This is a genomic window from Streptomyces canus (assembly GCF_041435015.1).
Taxonomy (GTDB): domain Bacteria; phylum Actinomycetota; class Actinomycetes; order Streptomycetales; family Streptomycetaceae; genus Streptomyces; species Streptomyces canus_G.
Genome location: NZ_CP107989.1, coordinates 7,964,241 through 7,980,045, shown reverse-complemented (window position 1 = coordinate 7,980,045; position 15,805 = coordinate 7,964,241). Strand labels below are relative to the sequence as shown.

Genomic DNA, 15,805 nt, shown 5'->3' with positions numbered 1-15,805 from the left:
CCCTTTTATGGTCAGGATGACTAATAGTCCTTACGACTATAAAGAGCGCGAGGGTGTTCCACAAGCCCCTAGAGGTGCCGCCCCAGGAAGGCGAGAAGCCGTGTCTCGGGCCGTGCGCGGGGCGGCACGGCGACCGGTTCCGCGAACCGCACGCCCCGGTCCTCCTCCCCCACCACACACTGGGCGACGGACAGCAGTTCGGCCGCGAGGCCCTCCGGAATGGGCCACTGCCGGCCGCAGGCCCGGGCCACATCCCACCCGTGCACGGTGATCTCGACGGCGCCGACGGCGGCCATCACCCGTACGTCCAGCGGCCGTTCTCCCACCAGCACGTCCTCCGGCGGACCGGCGGCCCAGGCACCGAGCACGGCACACGCGCGTGTGCGGAAGCCGCAGACCCGGTCGGCGTGCGGGAGCAGCCCGATCCGCCCGCCGGTCAGCCCCTCGTACAGCGCGTCCAGGGAGTCGTCGAGATGGCCCAGCAACTCCTCGAGATTCCACCCGGCACACGGCGTGGCCCTGCCGAGGCTCACGGCCTTCGTCCCCGCCACGCTGCCCAGCGAATAGGCGAGCGAGCGCTCCAGCAGCTCACCCGCGCTCATGACAGCACCTCCGCCCGGACGCCACAGCAGCTCCTCAGCGGCCCCACAGGGGTCTCCTGGGCCCGCTGGGGCCCGCAGGACCGCGAAGGCCGCACAGGGCCCTCCAGCGCTGCCTGACACGCCTCGTCACGGATCCCGGTCCTCGTGTCCATCCCCACTCCGTCCATCCCGCGCTCCTTCCGTCACCGATACAGACCGCAGGGAGGGAGAAAACGCATCGGCCGGCCCCGGGAGACTTCCGGAACCGGCCGCACGCGCGGGTGTGTCCGTGGGGACTACAGGTCGACTTCCTTCATCAGCATGCCGACCTCGGTGTTGGACAGCCGCCGCAGCCAGCCGGACTTCTGGTCGCCCAGGGTGATGGGGCCGAAGGCGACCCGCACCAGCTTGTCGACCGGGAAGCCCGCCTCGGCGAGCATGCGGCGGACGATGTGCTTGCGCCCCTCGTGGAGGGTGACCTCGACGAGGTAGTTCTTGCCGGTCTGCTCGACGACCCGGAAGTGGTCCGCCTTCGCGTACCCGTCCTCCAGCTGGATGCCGTCCTTGAGCTGCTTGCCCAGGTCGCGCGGGATCGGGCCCACGATGTGCGCGAGGTAGACCTTCTTCACGCCGTACTTGGGGTGGGTCAGCCGGTGGGCCAGCTCACCGTGGTTGGTGAGCAGGATGACGCCCTCGGTCTCGGTGTCGAGCCGCCCCACGTGGAAGAGCCGCGTCTCACGGTTGGTGACGTAGTCCCCGAGGCACTGCCGGCCCTCGTTGTCCTCCATCGTCGAGACGACACCGGCGGGCTTGTTCAGCGAGAAGAACTGGTACGACTGCGTCGCCACGGTCAGGCCGTCGACCCTGACCTCGTCCTTCTCCGGGTCGACCCGCTTGCCCTGCTCCAGGACGATCTCGCCGTTGACCTCGACCCGCGCCTGCTCGATGAGCTCCTCGCAGGCCCGGCGCGAGCCGTAGCCCGCGCGCGCGAGGATCTTCTGCAGCCGCTCGCCCTCCTGCTCGGCGCCCGGGAAGGTCTTCGGCGGCTTCACGTCCTTCTTGCCGGCGTACCGCTCACGGTTGCGCTCCTCGGCCCGCGCCTCGTACTCGCGGGAGGTCGCCGGCACCGAACGGCCACGCCCGGTGTTCTGGCCCTGCTTCGGCCCGCCCTTGGCACCGCCGCGCGCGGAGGCACCGCGACCGGTCTTCGGTCCCTCGTGGGTGGCGCCGGGGCCCACGTCGTAGCGGCGCTCCTCGGGACGGGGCCTCTTCGGCCGGCCCCCCTGCTTGTCGTCGCGGTCGTTCCCGGCACCGCGGGGGTTACCGCGGCCACCGCTGCTCCCGCCGCGGCCGCCGCTGTTGCCACCACGGCTCCCGCCGTTGTTTCCGCTGCTGTTCCTGCCGCTGCTGCTTCGCATCAAAGTTCCGTCTTGTCGTCTGCGTCCTCGGAATCCGGGGCGTCCGGATCGAACGACGGTACGGCTTCCTGGGTCTCGGCCTCAATCGCCTCCGCCTCCGGGAGGAAGGGCGCGAGCTCCGGGAGCTCGTCCAGACCGCGCAGGCCCATCCGCTCCAGAAAGTAGTTCGTCGTCACGTACAGGATCGCACCTGTTTCGGGTTCCGTGCCCGCCTCCGCGACCAGACCCCGCTGGAGCAGGGTGCGCATCACGCCGTCACAGTTCACGCCGCGCACCGCGGAGACCCGGCTGCGGCTGACCGGCTGGCGGTACGCGACCACGGCCAGCGTCTCCAGCGCGGCCTGGGTGAGCCGGGCCTGCTGGCCGTCCAGGACGAACCGCTCCACGGCCGGGGCGTACTCGGCGCGGGTGTAGAAACGCCAGCCGCCGGCGACGTACCGCAACTCGAAACCGCGCCGCTGCACGGTGTAGTCGTCGGCCAGCTCCCTGAGCGCCTTCGCGATCTGCCGCTTGGGCCGCTCCAGGATCTTCGACAGGTGCTCCTCGGTCGCGGGCTCGTCCACGACCATCAGGACGGCCTCCAGCGCCGGCTTCAGATCGAGATCGGCGACGGTCGGCGGTCCCGTCGGCACCTCGGTGGTGTCCTCGCTCACGCCTTGTCCTCCTTGGGCGGCTCGGGCGGTCGGTCGAACTCGTCGGTCACCACCGGCTCGTCCTCCCCCGCACCACCGGTCCACCGCACCACCAGCTCCCCGAGCGCGGTCTCCTGGTCCAGTGCCACGGCCTTCTCCCGATACAGCTCCAGCAGCGCCAGAAAGCGCGCCACGACGGTCAGGGTGCCGTCGGCATCCTCCACCAGCAGACGGAAGCTGGCCTCACCGAGCTCCCTGAGCCGCGCGACCACGATCCCCGCCTGCTCCTGGACACTCACCAGGGGCGCGTGGATGTGATCGACGTACACCTGCGGCTTGGGCTTGGGCTGCATCGCCTTCACGGCGAGCTTCGCGAAGCCCTCCGCCCCGATGCTGATGACGACCTCGGGCAGCAGCTCGGCGTGGTGCGGTTCCAGTCCGACGGTGCGGGGGTAACGCCGGGCCTCCTCGTCGAGACGCCGGTTGAAGATGTCGGCGATCTGCTTGTACGCGCGGTACTGCAGCAGCCGTGCGAAGAGCAGGTCCCGCGCTTCGAGGAGTGCCAGGTCGGCCTCGTCCTCCACCTGCGCGGCCGGCAGCAGCCGAGCCGCCTTGAGGTCGAGGAGAGTGGCCGCGACGACGAGGAACTCGGTCGTCTCGTCGAGATCCCAGTCCGGACCCATGGCGCGGATGTACGCCATGAACTCGTCGGTGACCTTGGAGAGCGCCACCTCGGTGACGTCGAGCTTGTGCTTCGAGATCAGCTGGAGCAGCAGATCGAAGGGCCCCTCGAAGTTGGCCAGCCGAACTTTGAAGACACCGTCGGAGGCTTCTTCCCGCTCGCCGGTCCCGGCCGGAGCCTCGGCCTCGGCGACCGGCTCGCTCTCCGTCTCGACCGGCCCGCTCTCCACCGCGACCGGCTCGCTCTCCACCTCGACCGGCTCGCTCTCCACCTCGGCCGGCTCGCTCTCCACCTCGGCCGGTGAAGCGACCGGCTCGGCCCCCGGCCCCCGGCCGAGCACACGCCGACGGCCGGCGGAGCCGCCGGGCACGGGAACGTCGTTCGAGGTCATAGCCCCCGCAGGCTACCGCTACCGCCCACGCAGCCGACGGACGAGAATGCTCGCGTCCCCTCGGGACTCCAGGTCCGCCAGCACCACGGCGACCGCCTCCCGCACGATCCGGCCGCGGTCCACCGCGAGCCCGTGCTCACCCCGGAGCACCAGACGGGCGTGCTCCAGATCCATGAGCTCCTCGGCGGACACGTACACGGTGATCTTCTCGTCGTGCCGTTCCCGCCCGCTGGGCCGCCGGGAGGGAGAGCGACCGCGCTTGCCGCGCTGCTGGCCACCGGAGGCCTGGGCAGAACCTTCCTGCGCCTCCTGACGTGGCCCGGAGCGTTCCGCGGTGGCGGCCCGGCTGCGGGACTCGCCCGCCTCGGCGTCGGCCGCGACGTGCTCCGCCCCGTCGCCGTCCCCGCCCTGTGCGGGCACGGACTGCGGCGCGTCCTCGGCCGCCCCGTCCGGCTCCCCCGCGGGAGCCGGCACCCGGGCCTCGCCGTTGGTCCCCCGCCGGGGAGTGGACGCCTGGAGCGCCATCCCCCCTGTCGTACGGAACAGTTCGTCGGCCCCCGGCAGACTCACTCGGCGTGACACCGGGCGAGCACCTCCCTGGCGAGCTGGCGATAGGCGGCGGCACCGACGGAGTTGGAGGCGTAGGTGGTGATCGGCTCACCGGCGACCGTGGTCTCCGGGAAGCGGACCGTGCGCCCGATGACCGTGTGGTAGACGTGATCGTCGAACGCCTCGACGACGCGCGCGAGCACCTCACGGCTGTGCACGGTGCGCGAGTCGTACATCGTGGCGAGGATCCCGTCGAGCTCCAGGTCCGGGTTGAGCCGCTCCTGGACCTTCTCGATGGTCTCCGTCAGCAGTGCGACACCACGCAGGGCGAAGAACTCGCACTCCAGAGGGACTATCACCTTGTGCGCGGCCGTCAGGGCGTTGACCGTGAGGAGGCCGAGCGAGGGCTGACAGTCGATCACGATGTAGTCGTAGTCGGCCATGAGCGGCTTCAGGGCACGCTGCAATGTCGACTCGCGGGCGACCTCGGAGACCAGTTGGACCTCCGCCGCCGACAAGTCGATATTGCTCGGCAGCAGGTCCATGTTGGGGACCGCGGTCTTCAGCAGGACCTCGTCGGCCGCCATGCCCCGCTCCATGAGCAGGTTGTAGACCGTGAGGTCGAGCTCCATCGGGTTGACACCGAGACCCACCGACAGCGCGCCCTGCGGGTCGAAGTCCACGAGCAGCACGCGCCGGCCGTACTCCGCGAGCGCGGCACCCAGGTTGATGGTCGACGTCGTCTTGCCCACGCCGCCCTTCTGGTTGCACATCGCGATGATCTTCGCGGGGCCGTGGTCGGTCAGCGGGCCCGGGATCGGGAAGTACGGCAGGGGGCGGCCGGTCGGGCCGACGCGCTCTCGGCGCTGGCGGGCCGCATCGGGCGCGAGCGTGGCCGCGTACTCCGGATCGGGCTCGTACTCGGCGTCGGGGTCGTAGAAGTGCCCCTCGGGCAGTTCGTCGTAGTCGGCGAAGTGGTTGTGGGGCGCGCCACTTCCGTCGCCGGCCATGGCGTTCACGTGATGGCCATCCATGCTCTGGTGTGCTGTCCGCACGGTCTGCGGACTCTGACGGGCTGCGAAGGTGCGCACCGCGACGGAGCCGACAGCCTCGAACCCCGCGGGGCTCTGGGCCCCGGCAGGCATTCCTGGTTGACCACCCCCGGGAGAAAATGTCGACTCATTCACAAGTCGTCTTACCTCCTTGGAGACCAGGAAACTTCTAGACAAGGTCAGCGTGGCACCATGCCGACGGTTGGCGACTCTATGGCGTGTCGGGTGTTCACAGCAACACAATCCGCCGGACCCGGCAGGATGTGTCGGCAATGAAACATCCCGCTGTCAAGGGCGTACGGCAGTCGCACGGCAGGTTTCGCCGGTGTACGAATCGGTTCAAGGGTTACGTTCGACGCGAGTTGACCGAGAGTCGCAAAGTGACCATACACACATCCGGCCGGACCTTGTGGGGCAAGGTCCGGCCGCATGTGCCTCGTTGACGCGCCTTGTTGACGTATCGCCTTTACGAAAAGGTGACTTAGCCATCCGGGCAGGTCACAGCCTCAGCCGAGCAGCGTCTCGAGCTCCACGTGCTCCAGGCCGTGCGCCTCCGCGACCTCGCGGTAAGCGACCTTGCCGTCATGGGTGTTGAGCCCCTTGGCCAACGCCGGATCGCGGCGCAGCGCCTCCACCCAGCCCCGGTCGGCGAGTTCGACGATGTAGGGCAGCGTCGCGTTGGTGAGCGCGTAGGTGGAGGTGTTGGGCACCGCGCCGGGCATGTTGGCGACGCAGTAGAAGACCGAGTCGTGGACCTGGAAGGTCGGTTCGGCGTGGGTGGTGGGGCGGGAGTCCTCGAAGCAGCCGCCCTGGTCGATCGCGATGTCGACAAGGACACTTCCGGGCTTCATCCGCGCGACGAGCTCGTTGGTGACCAGCTTCGGGGCCTTGGCGCCCGGGATGAGGACGGCACCGATGACGAGGTCGGCGTCCAGGACGGCCTTCTCCAGCTCGAAGGCGTTGGACATGATCGCCCGGACCTTGGTGCCGAACACCTTGTCGGCCTCGCGGAGCTTGTTGATGTCGCGGTCGAGCAGCGTGACGTGGAAGCCCATGCCGACGGCGATCTGCGTGGCGTTCCAGCCGGAGACCCCGCCGCCGATGACGACGGCGCGCGCGGGCTGGGTGCCGGGGACGCCGCCGGGGAGGACACCGCGGCCACCGACCGAGCGCATGAGGTGGTAGGCGCCGACCTGCGGGGCGAGCCGGCCCGCGACCTCGGACATCGGGGCGAGCAGCGGGAGCGCACGCGAGGGCAGTTCGACGGTCTCGTAGGCGATCGCCGTGGTGCCGGACTCGATCAGCGCGTCGGTGCACTCCTTGGAGGCGGCCAGGTGCAGGTAGGTGAAGAGCGTCTGGTCCTTGCGGAGGCGGTGGTACTCCTCGGCGACGGGCTCCTTGACCTTCAGCAGCAGGTCGGCGGTGGCCCACACCTCGTCGGCGGTGTCCAGGATCTGGGCGCCCTCGGCGACATACTCCTCGTCCGGGATGGAGGAGCCGACGCCGGCGCCCCGCTCGATGACGACCTGGTGGCCGTGGCGCACCAGCTCGTGCACACCGGCGGGGGTGATGGCCACCCGGAACTCGTTGTTCTTGACCTCGCGGGGGATGCCGACCTTCACGTGGATCACGGTCCTTGGCTCAGAGTGTGTGGGGCAATACAACACATACCCGGGCATGCGTGAGCACACCAGGAGACACCGCAGGAGAAGGTGCGGCAGAGCCAGTCTAATGAAGGTGTTCCCGCTGTCTAGCCTTTCATTGCATCAATCTTCTGCGGATGTACTACGGATTTCGCAGGCGTCAGCGGCTTGTTTCGGCTCATCGACCTGCTGAGACCCCGGTTCCTCCTCGGAAACCTCCTCGCCCAGCAGCCGTTCGGCGGCGGCGCGGTGCAGCTGGGCGGCGGCGGGATCGCCGAGCCGGTCCAGCGTGTCGGCGAGCCGCAACTGGAGCGCGGCCTGCAGCCGGACGTCCTCGGCGCGGCGCGCCCACTCCACGGCCTCCTGGCAGGTGCGCAGGCACTCCTCGGGGCGTCCGGCGTACTCCTGGACGCGGGCGAGTTCGCTCAACGCCCGTGCGTGCGCGGCCACATCGCCGTTCTTGCGGTGTCCGGCGAGCGCGGCCCGCCAGTTCCTGACCGCCTCGCCGTAGCGGCCCGCGTAGGTGTGCGTGGCGGCGATACGGCCGTACAGCCGGGCGGCCTCCGCGCGCTCGTCCCGGGCCAGCCGCTGGGCCAGGGCCCGGCCGAACCAGTCGGCCGCCCGGTCGTAGTCCCCGAGCTCCAGATGCGCGCCGCCTACGGATTCCATCGCGCGGCCGGTCGCGTACAGGTCATTCGCTTCCCGTCCGGCGTCCAGGGCAGCCCGATAGCGCGCCAGCGCCTCCCGGGTCCGGCCGGTCTGGGCGTCGAGGTCGGCGAGGTTCAGCAGGGCGGCGGCCTTCTCGCGCGGCAGAGCACGCCGCCCGGCCACGTCGAGGACGAGACCGTGGATGTCGTAGAGGTCGGGGGCGGCGGCCTTCATACCGAAGTGGGCCACCATCGCGCGCACGAGCTGCGCCATCAGGCGCCGGGCCAGGGTGTCCAGCTCCCCGTCGGCGACCGCGTGCCGGGCCGCGGCGAGCAGGGCCGGCCTGCGGATGCGCAGCCAGTCCTCGGCCGCCCTGGGGCTCGGGAAGCGCACCGAGGGCGACATGCCCTGGAGCTTCTCGCGGGCGTCGGGGCTGTCGGTCTCGGTGATCGCGCGGGAGGACTGGAGCAGCCGCACGGTCCGCTCCAGCATGCGAGCCCGGGCCAGCTGCAGCTCGGCCGGGCGGTCCTGGGTGTCGGCGAGGGCCTTGAGCAGGGGATACAGGCAGTTGGGGACCTCGTACTGCGGCAGCGGCGACTCCACGGCGTGCAGCAGACCGAGGGCGACGAAGTCGTCCAAGGTGGAGCGGGCGCCGCTCACCGAGCAGCCGGCGAGCGCGGAGGCGGTGTGCGGATCGACGAGTCCTGCCGGGGCCAGGGAGAGCAGTCGCAGTATCCGGGCGGCCGTCGCGGGAAGGGACGTGTAGACGAGCTTGAAGACCCGACTGAGCGGACTGCCTTCGTCACTCTCCGTGTGCAGTTGCTTGGCCAGGTCGGCGACGGCCGCCTTGGGGCGGGCGGCGAGCCAGCCTCCCGCCAGCATCAGCGCGGCGGGGTGGCCCTGGCACTCCTCGACCAGGCCCTCGGCGGCGCGCGGGTCGACGGTGATGCGGACCGACCCGGTGTGCCGGGACAGCAACTCCAGCGCGGCCTTGGTGTCGAGGCCGCCGAGGGTGCACGGGCGAACGTCCGCGATCCCGGTCAGCGGACCTCCTGAGACGGCCACGACCAGGCATTCCGGGGCATCCGGAAGCAGGGCGTCCACCTGCTCCGCGGCCAGCGCGTCGTCGAGCAGGAGCAGCGAGCGACGGCCGGCGAGAGCCTCGCGCAACACCGCCGTGAGGTCGTCCTCGGAGGCCCCGGCGGGCGCCGCCACGTCGAGCGCGGTGAGCAGTTCACGGGCGGAGTTCCCGACCGGCACAGGGGTGCCGTCGGGCTCGCTCAGCCGGGCGCGCAGCAACCCGTCGTCGTAACGTTCAGCTACCGCCCGGACGAGTTCCTCGGCGAGTGCGGTACGGCCGGATCCGGGGCGCCCCGCGATGAGCAGCACACGCGCGCGGGGTGCTTTTTTGCCGGAGAGGGTGTCGAGTCCCGCCCGCTCGATGTCGGCGAGCAGCTCCTTCAACTCTCGCGTCCGCCCCAGGAATTGGCCCTCGCCCGACAGCCGTACGCCGCCTGTGTCCACCGCCTGATCCGTCACGGGCCACACTCCCGTCCCACCGCACGCGCAAAGCCCGCCGGTGACCCCGGTTCGGGCTTTTCAGAGCCTAGTTCACCCTGTGCAACGGTCCCGGCAGAGCGCGGCGGCGGGGACCAGAGAGTCCCCTGATCGGATCAACGGTTCATATGATCACCGAGTCGGCAGTTCCGGTAGACAGGGGCGCGGGGAACTGCGCGACCAGCCACGACGAACCGGCACCCGCAACGAACCGCGCACCCCGTAAGACCTCACGCCTCGAAAGGCCGCGCAGGCCACTCCGCATCGGCCGAACGCAACCCGTCCACCCCGCCGGAGGCCCGCGCGGCGACGAGCGAAAGCACGCCCACCACCAGGCAGGCGTTGTGCAGCTCTCCGGCAAGCGCCCCCCGCACCAGCTCGGGCACCGGCACGCGCGCGTACTCCAGGTCGATCTCCTCGTGCTCGACCTCGAAGCGCTCGCCCTCGGCCTCGGACAGCCCCTGGGCCAGGAAGATCCGGATCGCCTCGTCGCAGCCCCCGGGCGAGGTGTAGACGTCCGTCAGCACCCGCCAGTCCTCCGCCTTGACGTGCGCCTCCTCGTACAGCTCCCGCTGGGCCGCGTGCAGCGGATTCTCACCGGGCACGTCCAGCAGCCCCGCGGGGATCTCCCACAGCTTCTGCCGTACGGGATGCCGGTACTGCCGGATGAGCAGCACCCGGTCCTCGTCGTCGAGGGCGAGGACGGCCACGGAACCCGGGTGGACCTGGTAGTCCCGGCGGACCACCGACCCGTCGGGCATCACCACCTCGTCCGTGCGGACGGAGGTCTTGTTGCCCACGAAGGGGGTCTCCGTCGCCCGGATCTCCCACTCCTCCGGGGCATCCTTGATCGTCATTCCCTGTCCTTCCCCACGTGCGCAAAAGAAGCCGGGGCGCTCGCCTTTGAATGCGTGCGCCCCGGCCACCGTACAACTGTCGTGCTACTTGGAACTCTGCCGCTCGACCGCGGCCTTCACCAGGCCGGCGAACAGCGGGTGCGGCCTGGTCGGGCGCGAGCGCAGCTCGGGGTGGGCCTGCGTGGCGACCAGATACGGGTGGACATCGCGCGGGTACTCGACGTACTCGACGAGCTTGCCGTCCGGCGAGGTGCCGGAGAACAGGATGCCCGCCTTCTTTTCGAGCTCGGCACGGTAGGCGTTGTTCACCTCGTAACGGTGCCGGTGCCGCTCCTCGACGTACTCCTTGCCGTCGTACACCTCACGGACGATGGAGCCCTCGGCGAGCTTGGCCGGGTACATGCCGAGCCGCATGGTGCCGCCCATGTCGCCCTCGCCGGCGACGATGTCGAGCTGCTCGGCCATGGTGGAGATGACCGGGTGGCCGGTGGCCGAGTCGAACTCGGTGGAGTTGGCGTCCGGGATGTCGGCGAGGTTGCGCGCGGCCTCGATCACGATGCACTGCAGGCCCAGGCAGAGACCCAGCAGCGGGATCCGGTTCTCGCGGGCGTACTGGATCGCTCCGACCTTGCCGAGCACACCACGGTCGCCGAAGCCGCCCGGGATGCAGATGCCGTCGACGTCACCGAGCTGCGCGGCGGCGCCGGCCGGGGTCTTGCAGTCGTCCGAGGTGACCCACTTGATCTTCACGCGGGCCTTGTTGGCGAAGCCGCCGGCGCGCAGGGCCTCGGTGACCGAGAGGTAGGCGTCGGGCAGGTCGATGTACTTGCCGACCAGGGCGAGGGTGATCTCGTGGTCGGGGTTGTGGACGCGGTCGAGCAGGTCGTCCCAGGTCGTCCAGTCCACGTCGCGGAACGGCAGGTCCAGCTTGCGGACGACATAGGCGTCCAGGCCCTCGCTGTGCACGGTCTTCGGGATGTCGTAGATCGAACGGGCGTCCGGGCAGGCGACCACGGCGGCCTCGTCGACGTCACACATCAGCGAGATCTTGCGCTTGATGGCGGTCGGCACTTCGCGGTCGGACCGCAGCACGATCGCGTCCGGCTGGATACCGATGTTCCGCAGGGCCGCAACCGAGTGCTGGGTCGGCTTCGTCTTCAGCTCTCCCGACGGGCCGATGTACGGCAGGAGGGAAATGTGGACGACGAAGACGTTGTCACGGCCGACCTCGTGCCGCACCTGGCGGACCGTCTCCAGGAACGGCAGCGACTCGATGTCGCCGACCGTGCCGCCGACCTCCGTGATCACGACGTCCACCTCGTCCGTCGCCATGCGTCGGATGCGGTGCTTGATCTCGTTGGTGATGTGCGGAATGACCTGCACGGTGTCGCCCAGGTACTCACCGCGCCGCTCCTTGGCGATCACCGTGTTGTACACCTGGCCGGTGGTGACGTTGGCGGAGCCGTCGAGGTCTCGGTCGAGGAAGCGCTCGTAGTGGCCGATGTCCAGGTCGGTCTCGGCGCCGTCGTTGGTGACGAACACCTCACCGTGCTGGAAGGGGTTCATCGTGCCCGGGTCGACGTTGAGGTACGGGTCGAGCTTCTGCATCACGACGCGCAGGCCCCGCGCCTTGAGCAGCATGCCGAGGCTGGAGGCCGTCAGGCCCTTGCCGAGCGAGGAGGCGACACCCCCAGTGACGAAGATGTGCTTGGTCGTCGTGGCTGTGCTGTTTCGAAAAGCAGCGGTCATGGCCAAGAGGGGGCTCCCGTGGTCGCGATCTGGAGGTGCGGTTCGGGGGTCAGACGCCCACCGGTCCACGGGCTACCAGGGTATCAGCGCCTCGGGGAGATGGCTTCCGGCCACGCTCCGCGCACACGCCGACACGGACCCGCACGAACACACCCGTTTCTCACCCGTTGCTCACCCGTTCGGCTCAGCCGCGTTGCCCGGAGCGGCACGCAGATCATCTACGTGCGTCGTATCCTGCTCGGACACTCACTGCCGAGCCCGGCCGGAAACTCGGGACCACCCCCACCCGTAAGCGCCGGAACAACGAGAGCTCGTCAGTTCGTTGAGCAACAGTTGTCGTTTTGCCTCACAGCGGCAGGACTGTTTTGCTTCACCGCTCAACGACGCATTACAACGACCCCCTTGACCGCACCAAGCGACAGCCCCCTTTCCTGCAGGGGGTGACGTGGCCGTTCGACTGGAGTTGCACGTGGCCGGGCGCATCGAAGATTACGCACTCATCGGAGACATGCAGACCGCAGCCCTGGTCTGCCGGGACGGCACGGTGGACTGGCTGTGCCTGCCCCGCTTCGACTCGCATGCCATCTTCGCCGGCCTGCTGGGCACCGAGGAACACGGCTTCTGGCGCCTCGGGCCCGCGCACGCGGCCGACGCCGCGCCCCCCACGGCGGCCCGGCGCACCTACCGCGGCGACTCGCTCATCCTCGAATCCGAGTGGGACACCCCGCGCGGCACGGTCAGAGTGACCGATTTCATGCCCCCGCGTGACGGCGCCCCGCAGCTCATCCGGATCGTGGAAGGCGTCTCGGGCCGCGTCCCGATGCGCTCGGCCCTGCGCATGCGGTTCTCCTACGGCCGTGTCGTGCCGTGGGTCCACAAGCACGAGGGGCGCACGGTCGCCGTGGCGGGCCCGGACTCGGTGTGGTTCGACACCGACTGCGAGACCTACGGCAAGTCCCTGACGACGTACTCGGACTTCACGGTCGCCCCGGGTGACCGGATCGCGTTCACCATCTCCTGGGAGCCCTCGCACAAGCAGCCGCCCCCGCTGCCGGAGCCGGAGCAGTCGCTGGAGGCCACCGAGGACTTCTGGCGTGAGTGGGTCGAGCACTGCACGTACCACGGCCCCTACCGCGAGGCCGTCATCCGCTCGCTGATCACCCTCAAGGCGCTGACGTACGCCCCCACCGGCGGCATCGTGGCCGCGCCGACGACCTCGCTGCCCGAGGACATCGGCGGCGTCCGCAACTGGGACTACCGCTACACCTGGCTGCGCGACGCGGCCATCACCCTGTCCTCGCTGCTGCGCACCGGCTACCGCGAGGAGGCCCGCGCCTGGCGCGAGTGGCTCCTCAGGGCAGTGGCCGGCGACCCCGAGAACCTGCAGATCATGTACGGCATCGCGGGCGAACGGGAGTTGGGTGAGGCCGAGCTCGACTGGCTGCCCGGCTACGAGAACTCCGCCCCGGTCCGGGTCGGCAACGGCGCCGCGCACCAGCTCCAGCTCGACGTGTACGGCGAGGTCACCGAGGCCCTGCACCTGGGTCACATGACGGGCCTGGCCCGCAACGACTACGCCTCCCTGCTCCAGCTCAAGCTGATCCGCTACCTGGAGCAGCACTGGGACGAGCCGGACGAGGGCATCTGGGAGGTGCGCGGCCCGCGCCGGCACTTCGTGCACTCCAAGGTGATGGCCTGGGTCGCCGTGGACCGCACCATCAAGCTCATCGAGTCCGGTGACGCGGACGGCCCGCTGGAGAAGTGGCGCGAGCTGCGCGACGACATCCACCGGGACGTGTGCGAGAAGGGCTACGACAAGGAGCGCAACACCTTCACGCAGTCCTATGGCTCGAAGGAGCTGGACGCGAGCCTGCTCCTCATCCCGCAGATGGGCTTCCTGCCCCCGGACGACAAGCGCGTGATCGGCACCATCGAGGCGATCCAGCGCGAGCTGTCCACGCCGGACGGCTTCATCCTGCGCTACCCGACCTCGAGCGGCGACGAGAACGTCGACGGCCTCCCCGGTGACGAAGGAGCCTTCCTGGCCTGCTCGTTCTGGATGGCGGACGACCTCGCGATGATCGGCCGCGTGGACGAGGCGAGGAAGCTCTTCGAAAAGCTCCTCTCGCTCCGCAACGACCTCGGTCTGCTCGCCGAGGAGTGGGACCCGCGCCAGAAGCGCCAGGTGGGCAACTTCCCCCAGGCCTTCAGCCACGTTCCGCTCATCGACACGGCCCTGCGCCTGACGGCGTCGGGGGCGTACGGCGGCTGAACAGGACCTGAGCGGCTCCTCGACCGGACTGTCGTCCTCCCGTGCCACGGCGGCCACGCCGAAGTCCATGCACCGGACGCTGCCCCGCCCTGCGCCGGGCACGCCTCGGGTAGCGTCCGGCTCATGGACAGCGCGACGAACAGCGGTTTCGACACCCAGGGCACCGGTATCACCGTGCAGCGGGCGCTGGAGCTGCCCGGTCTGCGCAGCGGGCTCCCGGAGATCCTCGCGGGCGCGGACCGGCTGGACCGGACCGTGCGCTGGGTGCACGCGGGCGAGGTCCCGAACATCGCCTCTCTGCTGAAGGGCGGCGAGCTGCTGCTGACCACGGGGTACGGTCTCGGCACCCGTCCGGCCGAGCAGCGCGCGTTCGTCCGCACCCTGGCCGAGCGCGGCATCGCGGCCCTGGTCGTCGAGCTGGGCCCGCGTTTCACGCGGCTGCCGGCCGCCCTCGTGGACACCGCTCGCGCGACCGGCCTCCCGCTCGTCCAGCTGCACCGCGAGGTGCCGTTCGTGGCGGTCACCGAGGAGATCCACACCGAGATCGTCAACGGGCACTACGCGCTGCTCCAGCGCGCGGAGGAGGTGCACCGCCGCTGCACGGAGGCCCTGCTGGGCGGCGGCGGTGTCCCACAGGCCCTCGGCATCCTGGCCGACTTCAGCGGCAACCCGGTCTTCCTGGAGACGACGGACGGACGGCTCCTGTACGCCGCCGGAGAGGGCCCCGAGGGCGCCGACCCGCTCCAGGTCTGGGAAGGGCTGCGCGGCCAGCACAAGGACACACCGACGTCCGGCTCGGTCCTCGTGGACGTGCCCGGGGGCGGGCCCGGCGCGGGTTCGGTACGGGCGCGGCTGGTCCTGCTTCCCGTACGAGCACCGCTGGCACCCGTGCACCGCATGGCGGCCGAGCGGGCGGCCGGCATCCTGGCCGTCGTCCTGATGCAGGCCCGCCAGGAGGAGGAGCTCGCGGCACGCGGACGCGGCGACTTCCTGACCGACCTCGCCGAGGGCCGCATCACCGCGCAGGACGCGCCGGCACAGGCGCGCGTGCTGGGCTTCAGGCCGGGCACCGGCCCGCTGCTGCCCGTGGTGATGCGACTGGGCGACACGCTCTCCACCGCTGGGGGAGGCTGGGCGCTGCCGGCCCGGGCCGTCTCCGAGGAGCTGGCCTCGCTCGGCGTGCCCGTCCTGCTCGGCGTACGGCCCGTCGAGGGCCGTGTGCTCGTCCTGCTCGGTCTGCGCTCGGAGTCGGAGCGGTCGGCGGTGGCGGACCGGGTCGCGGCAGCGCTGCGGGCGGGTGTGGAGCGGGCCGGGACGCAAGGCCCGGGCGCCCAGGCGCCGGTCGTGGTCGTCGGAGTCGCCGGTGGCTGGGCGGCGGCCTCCGCGGGCCTGCGGCACGCGGCCGAGACGGCGACCGCGGCGCAGGGCCTGTCGGACCGCCCCTGGTACGACGCCCGCCGCCTCGACATCGACCTGCTCCTGTGGCGGCTGCGCGACCACCCGGACCTGGCGGCCTTCGTGGACCGCGCCATCGGCCCGCTGCGCGCCCACGACGACCGCTCCAAGCCGCCGCTGCTGCCCACCCTCCAGACCTATCTGGCGCACGCGGGCCGCAAGGCGGAGACGGCCCGTGAACTCCACCTCAACCGGCAGACGCTCTACAACCGCCTCGCCCGCATCGGCGAGTTGCTCGGCACGGACCTTGACGACCCGCAGACGGTCCTGGCGTTGAGCCTGGCACTACGGGCACGCCGACATGTGCCCTAGCCCGGTT

At 70.5% G+C, this 15,805-nt stretch carries 12 protein-coding genes; 2 read left to right on the top strand and 10 right to left on the bottom strand.

Annotated features, from left to right (window positions below; genetic code table 11):
- Positions 1 to 68 precede the first annotated feature (68 nt).
- From OG841_RS36420 to OG841_RS36375, 10 genes are all read right to left on the bottom strand, one after another.
- Entirely contained in the window at positions 69 to 602 is a 534-nt protein-coding gene (locus OG841_RS36420; RefSeq protein WP_371568472.1) for a TIGR03086 family metal-binding protein, read from the bottom strand.
- A gap of 275 nt (positions 603 to 877) precedes the next feature.
- Entirely contained in the window at positions 878 to 1,999 is a 1,122-nt protein-coding gene (locus tag OG841_RS36415; protein WP_328637504.1) for a pseudouridine synthase, read from the bottom strand.
- Positions 1,999 to 2,652 (bottom strand): SMC-Scp complex subunit ScpB, encoded by a 654-nt coding sequence (gene scpB / locus OG841_RS36410; RefSeq protein ID WP_365123422.1) that lies wholly within the window; start codon positions 2,650 to 2,652, stop codon positions 1,999 to 2,001. The genes OG841_RS36415 and scpB overlap by 1 nt, the downstream gene beginning before the upstream one ends.
- Entirely contained in the window at positions 2,649 to 3,704 is a 1,056-nt protein-coding gene (locus OG841_RS36405; RefSeq protein WP_365123425.1) for a segregation and condensation protein A, read from the bottom strand. Before OG841_RS36405 ends, scpB begins: the two co-directional genes overlap by 4 nt.
- Before the next feature lie 18 nt (positions 3,705 to 3,722).
- The gene (locus OG841_RS36400) at positions 3,723 to 4,286 is read right to left on the bottom strand and encodes a hypothetical protein (protein ID WP_266566699.1); all 564 of its coding nucleotides are present in this window, start codon (positions 4,284 to 4,286) and stop codon (positions 3,723 to 3,725) included.
- Positions 4,271 to 5,398: a ParA family protein gene (locus tag OG841_RS36395; RefSeq protein WP_266566697.1), complete on the bottom strand. Its 1,128-nt coding sequence runs from the start codon at positions 5,396 to 5,398 to the stop codon at positions 4,271 to 4,273. The genes OG841_RS36400 and OG841_RS36395 overlap by 16 nt, the downstream gene beginning before the upstream one ends.
- A gap of 413 nt (positions 5,399 to 5,811) precedes the next feature.
- A complete protein-coding gene (gene ald / locus OG841_RS36390; RefSeq protein ID WP_311718501.1) occupies positions 5,812 to 6,927 on the bottom strand; it encodes an alanine dehydrogenase in 1,116 nt (371 codons plus the stop codon).
- A gap of 144 nt (positions 6,928 to 7,071) precedes the next feature.
- A complete protein-coding gene (locus OG841_RS36385; RefSeq protein ID WP_371568465.1) occupies positions 7,072 to 9,135 on the bottom strand; it encodes a tetratricopeptide repeat protein in 2,064 nt (687 codons plus the stop codon).
- Between the two features lie 248 nt (positions 9,136 to 9,383).
- Complete coding sequence (locus OG841_RS36380; RefSeq protein WP_069761171.1) at positions 9,384 to 10,010, bottom strand: NUDIX domain-containing protein; 627 nt, start codon at positions 10,008 to 10,010, stop codon at positions 9,384 to 9,386.
- 84 nt (positions 10,011 to 10,094) lie between these two features.
- The gene (locus OG841_RS36375) at positions 10,095 to 11,759 is read right to left on the bottom strand and encodes a CTP synthase (RefSeq protein WP_266566689.1); all 1,665 of its coding nucleotides are present in this window, start codon (positions 11,757 to 11,759) and stop codon (positions 10,095 to 10,097) included.
- A 469-nt stretch (positions 11,760 to 12,228) separates the two neighbouring features.
- Here OG841_RS36375 and OG841_RS36370 point away from each other — a divergent pair, with 469 nt between their 5' ends.
- Together OG841_RS36370 and OG841_RS36365 are read left to right on the top strand one after the other, a co-directional pair.
- On the top strand, positions 12,229 to 14,031 hold the full coding sequence (locus tag OG841_RS36370; RefSeq protein WP_328643495.1) for a glycoside hydrolase family 15 protein: 1,803 nt from the start codon (positions 12,229 to 12,231) through the stop codon (positions 14,029 to 14,031).
- Between the two features lie 123 nt (positions 14,032 to 14,154).
- A complete protein-coding gene (locus OG841_RS36365; RefSeq protein WP_371568461.1) occupies positions 14,155 to 15,798 on the top strand; it encodes a PucR family transcriptional regulator in 1,644 nt (547 codons plus the stop codon).
- The last annotated feature ends 7 nt before the right edge of the window (positions 15,799 to 15,805 follow it).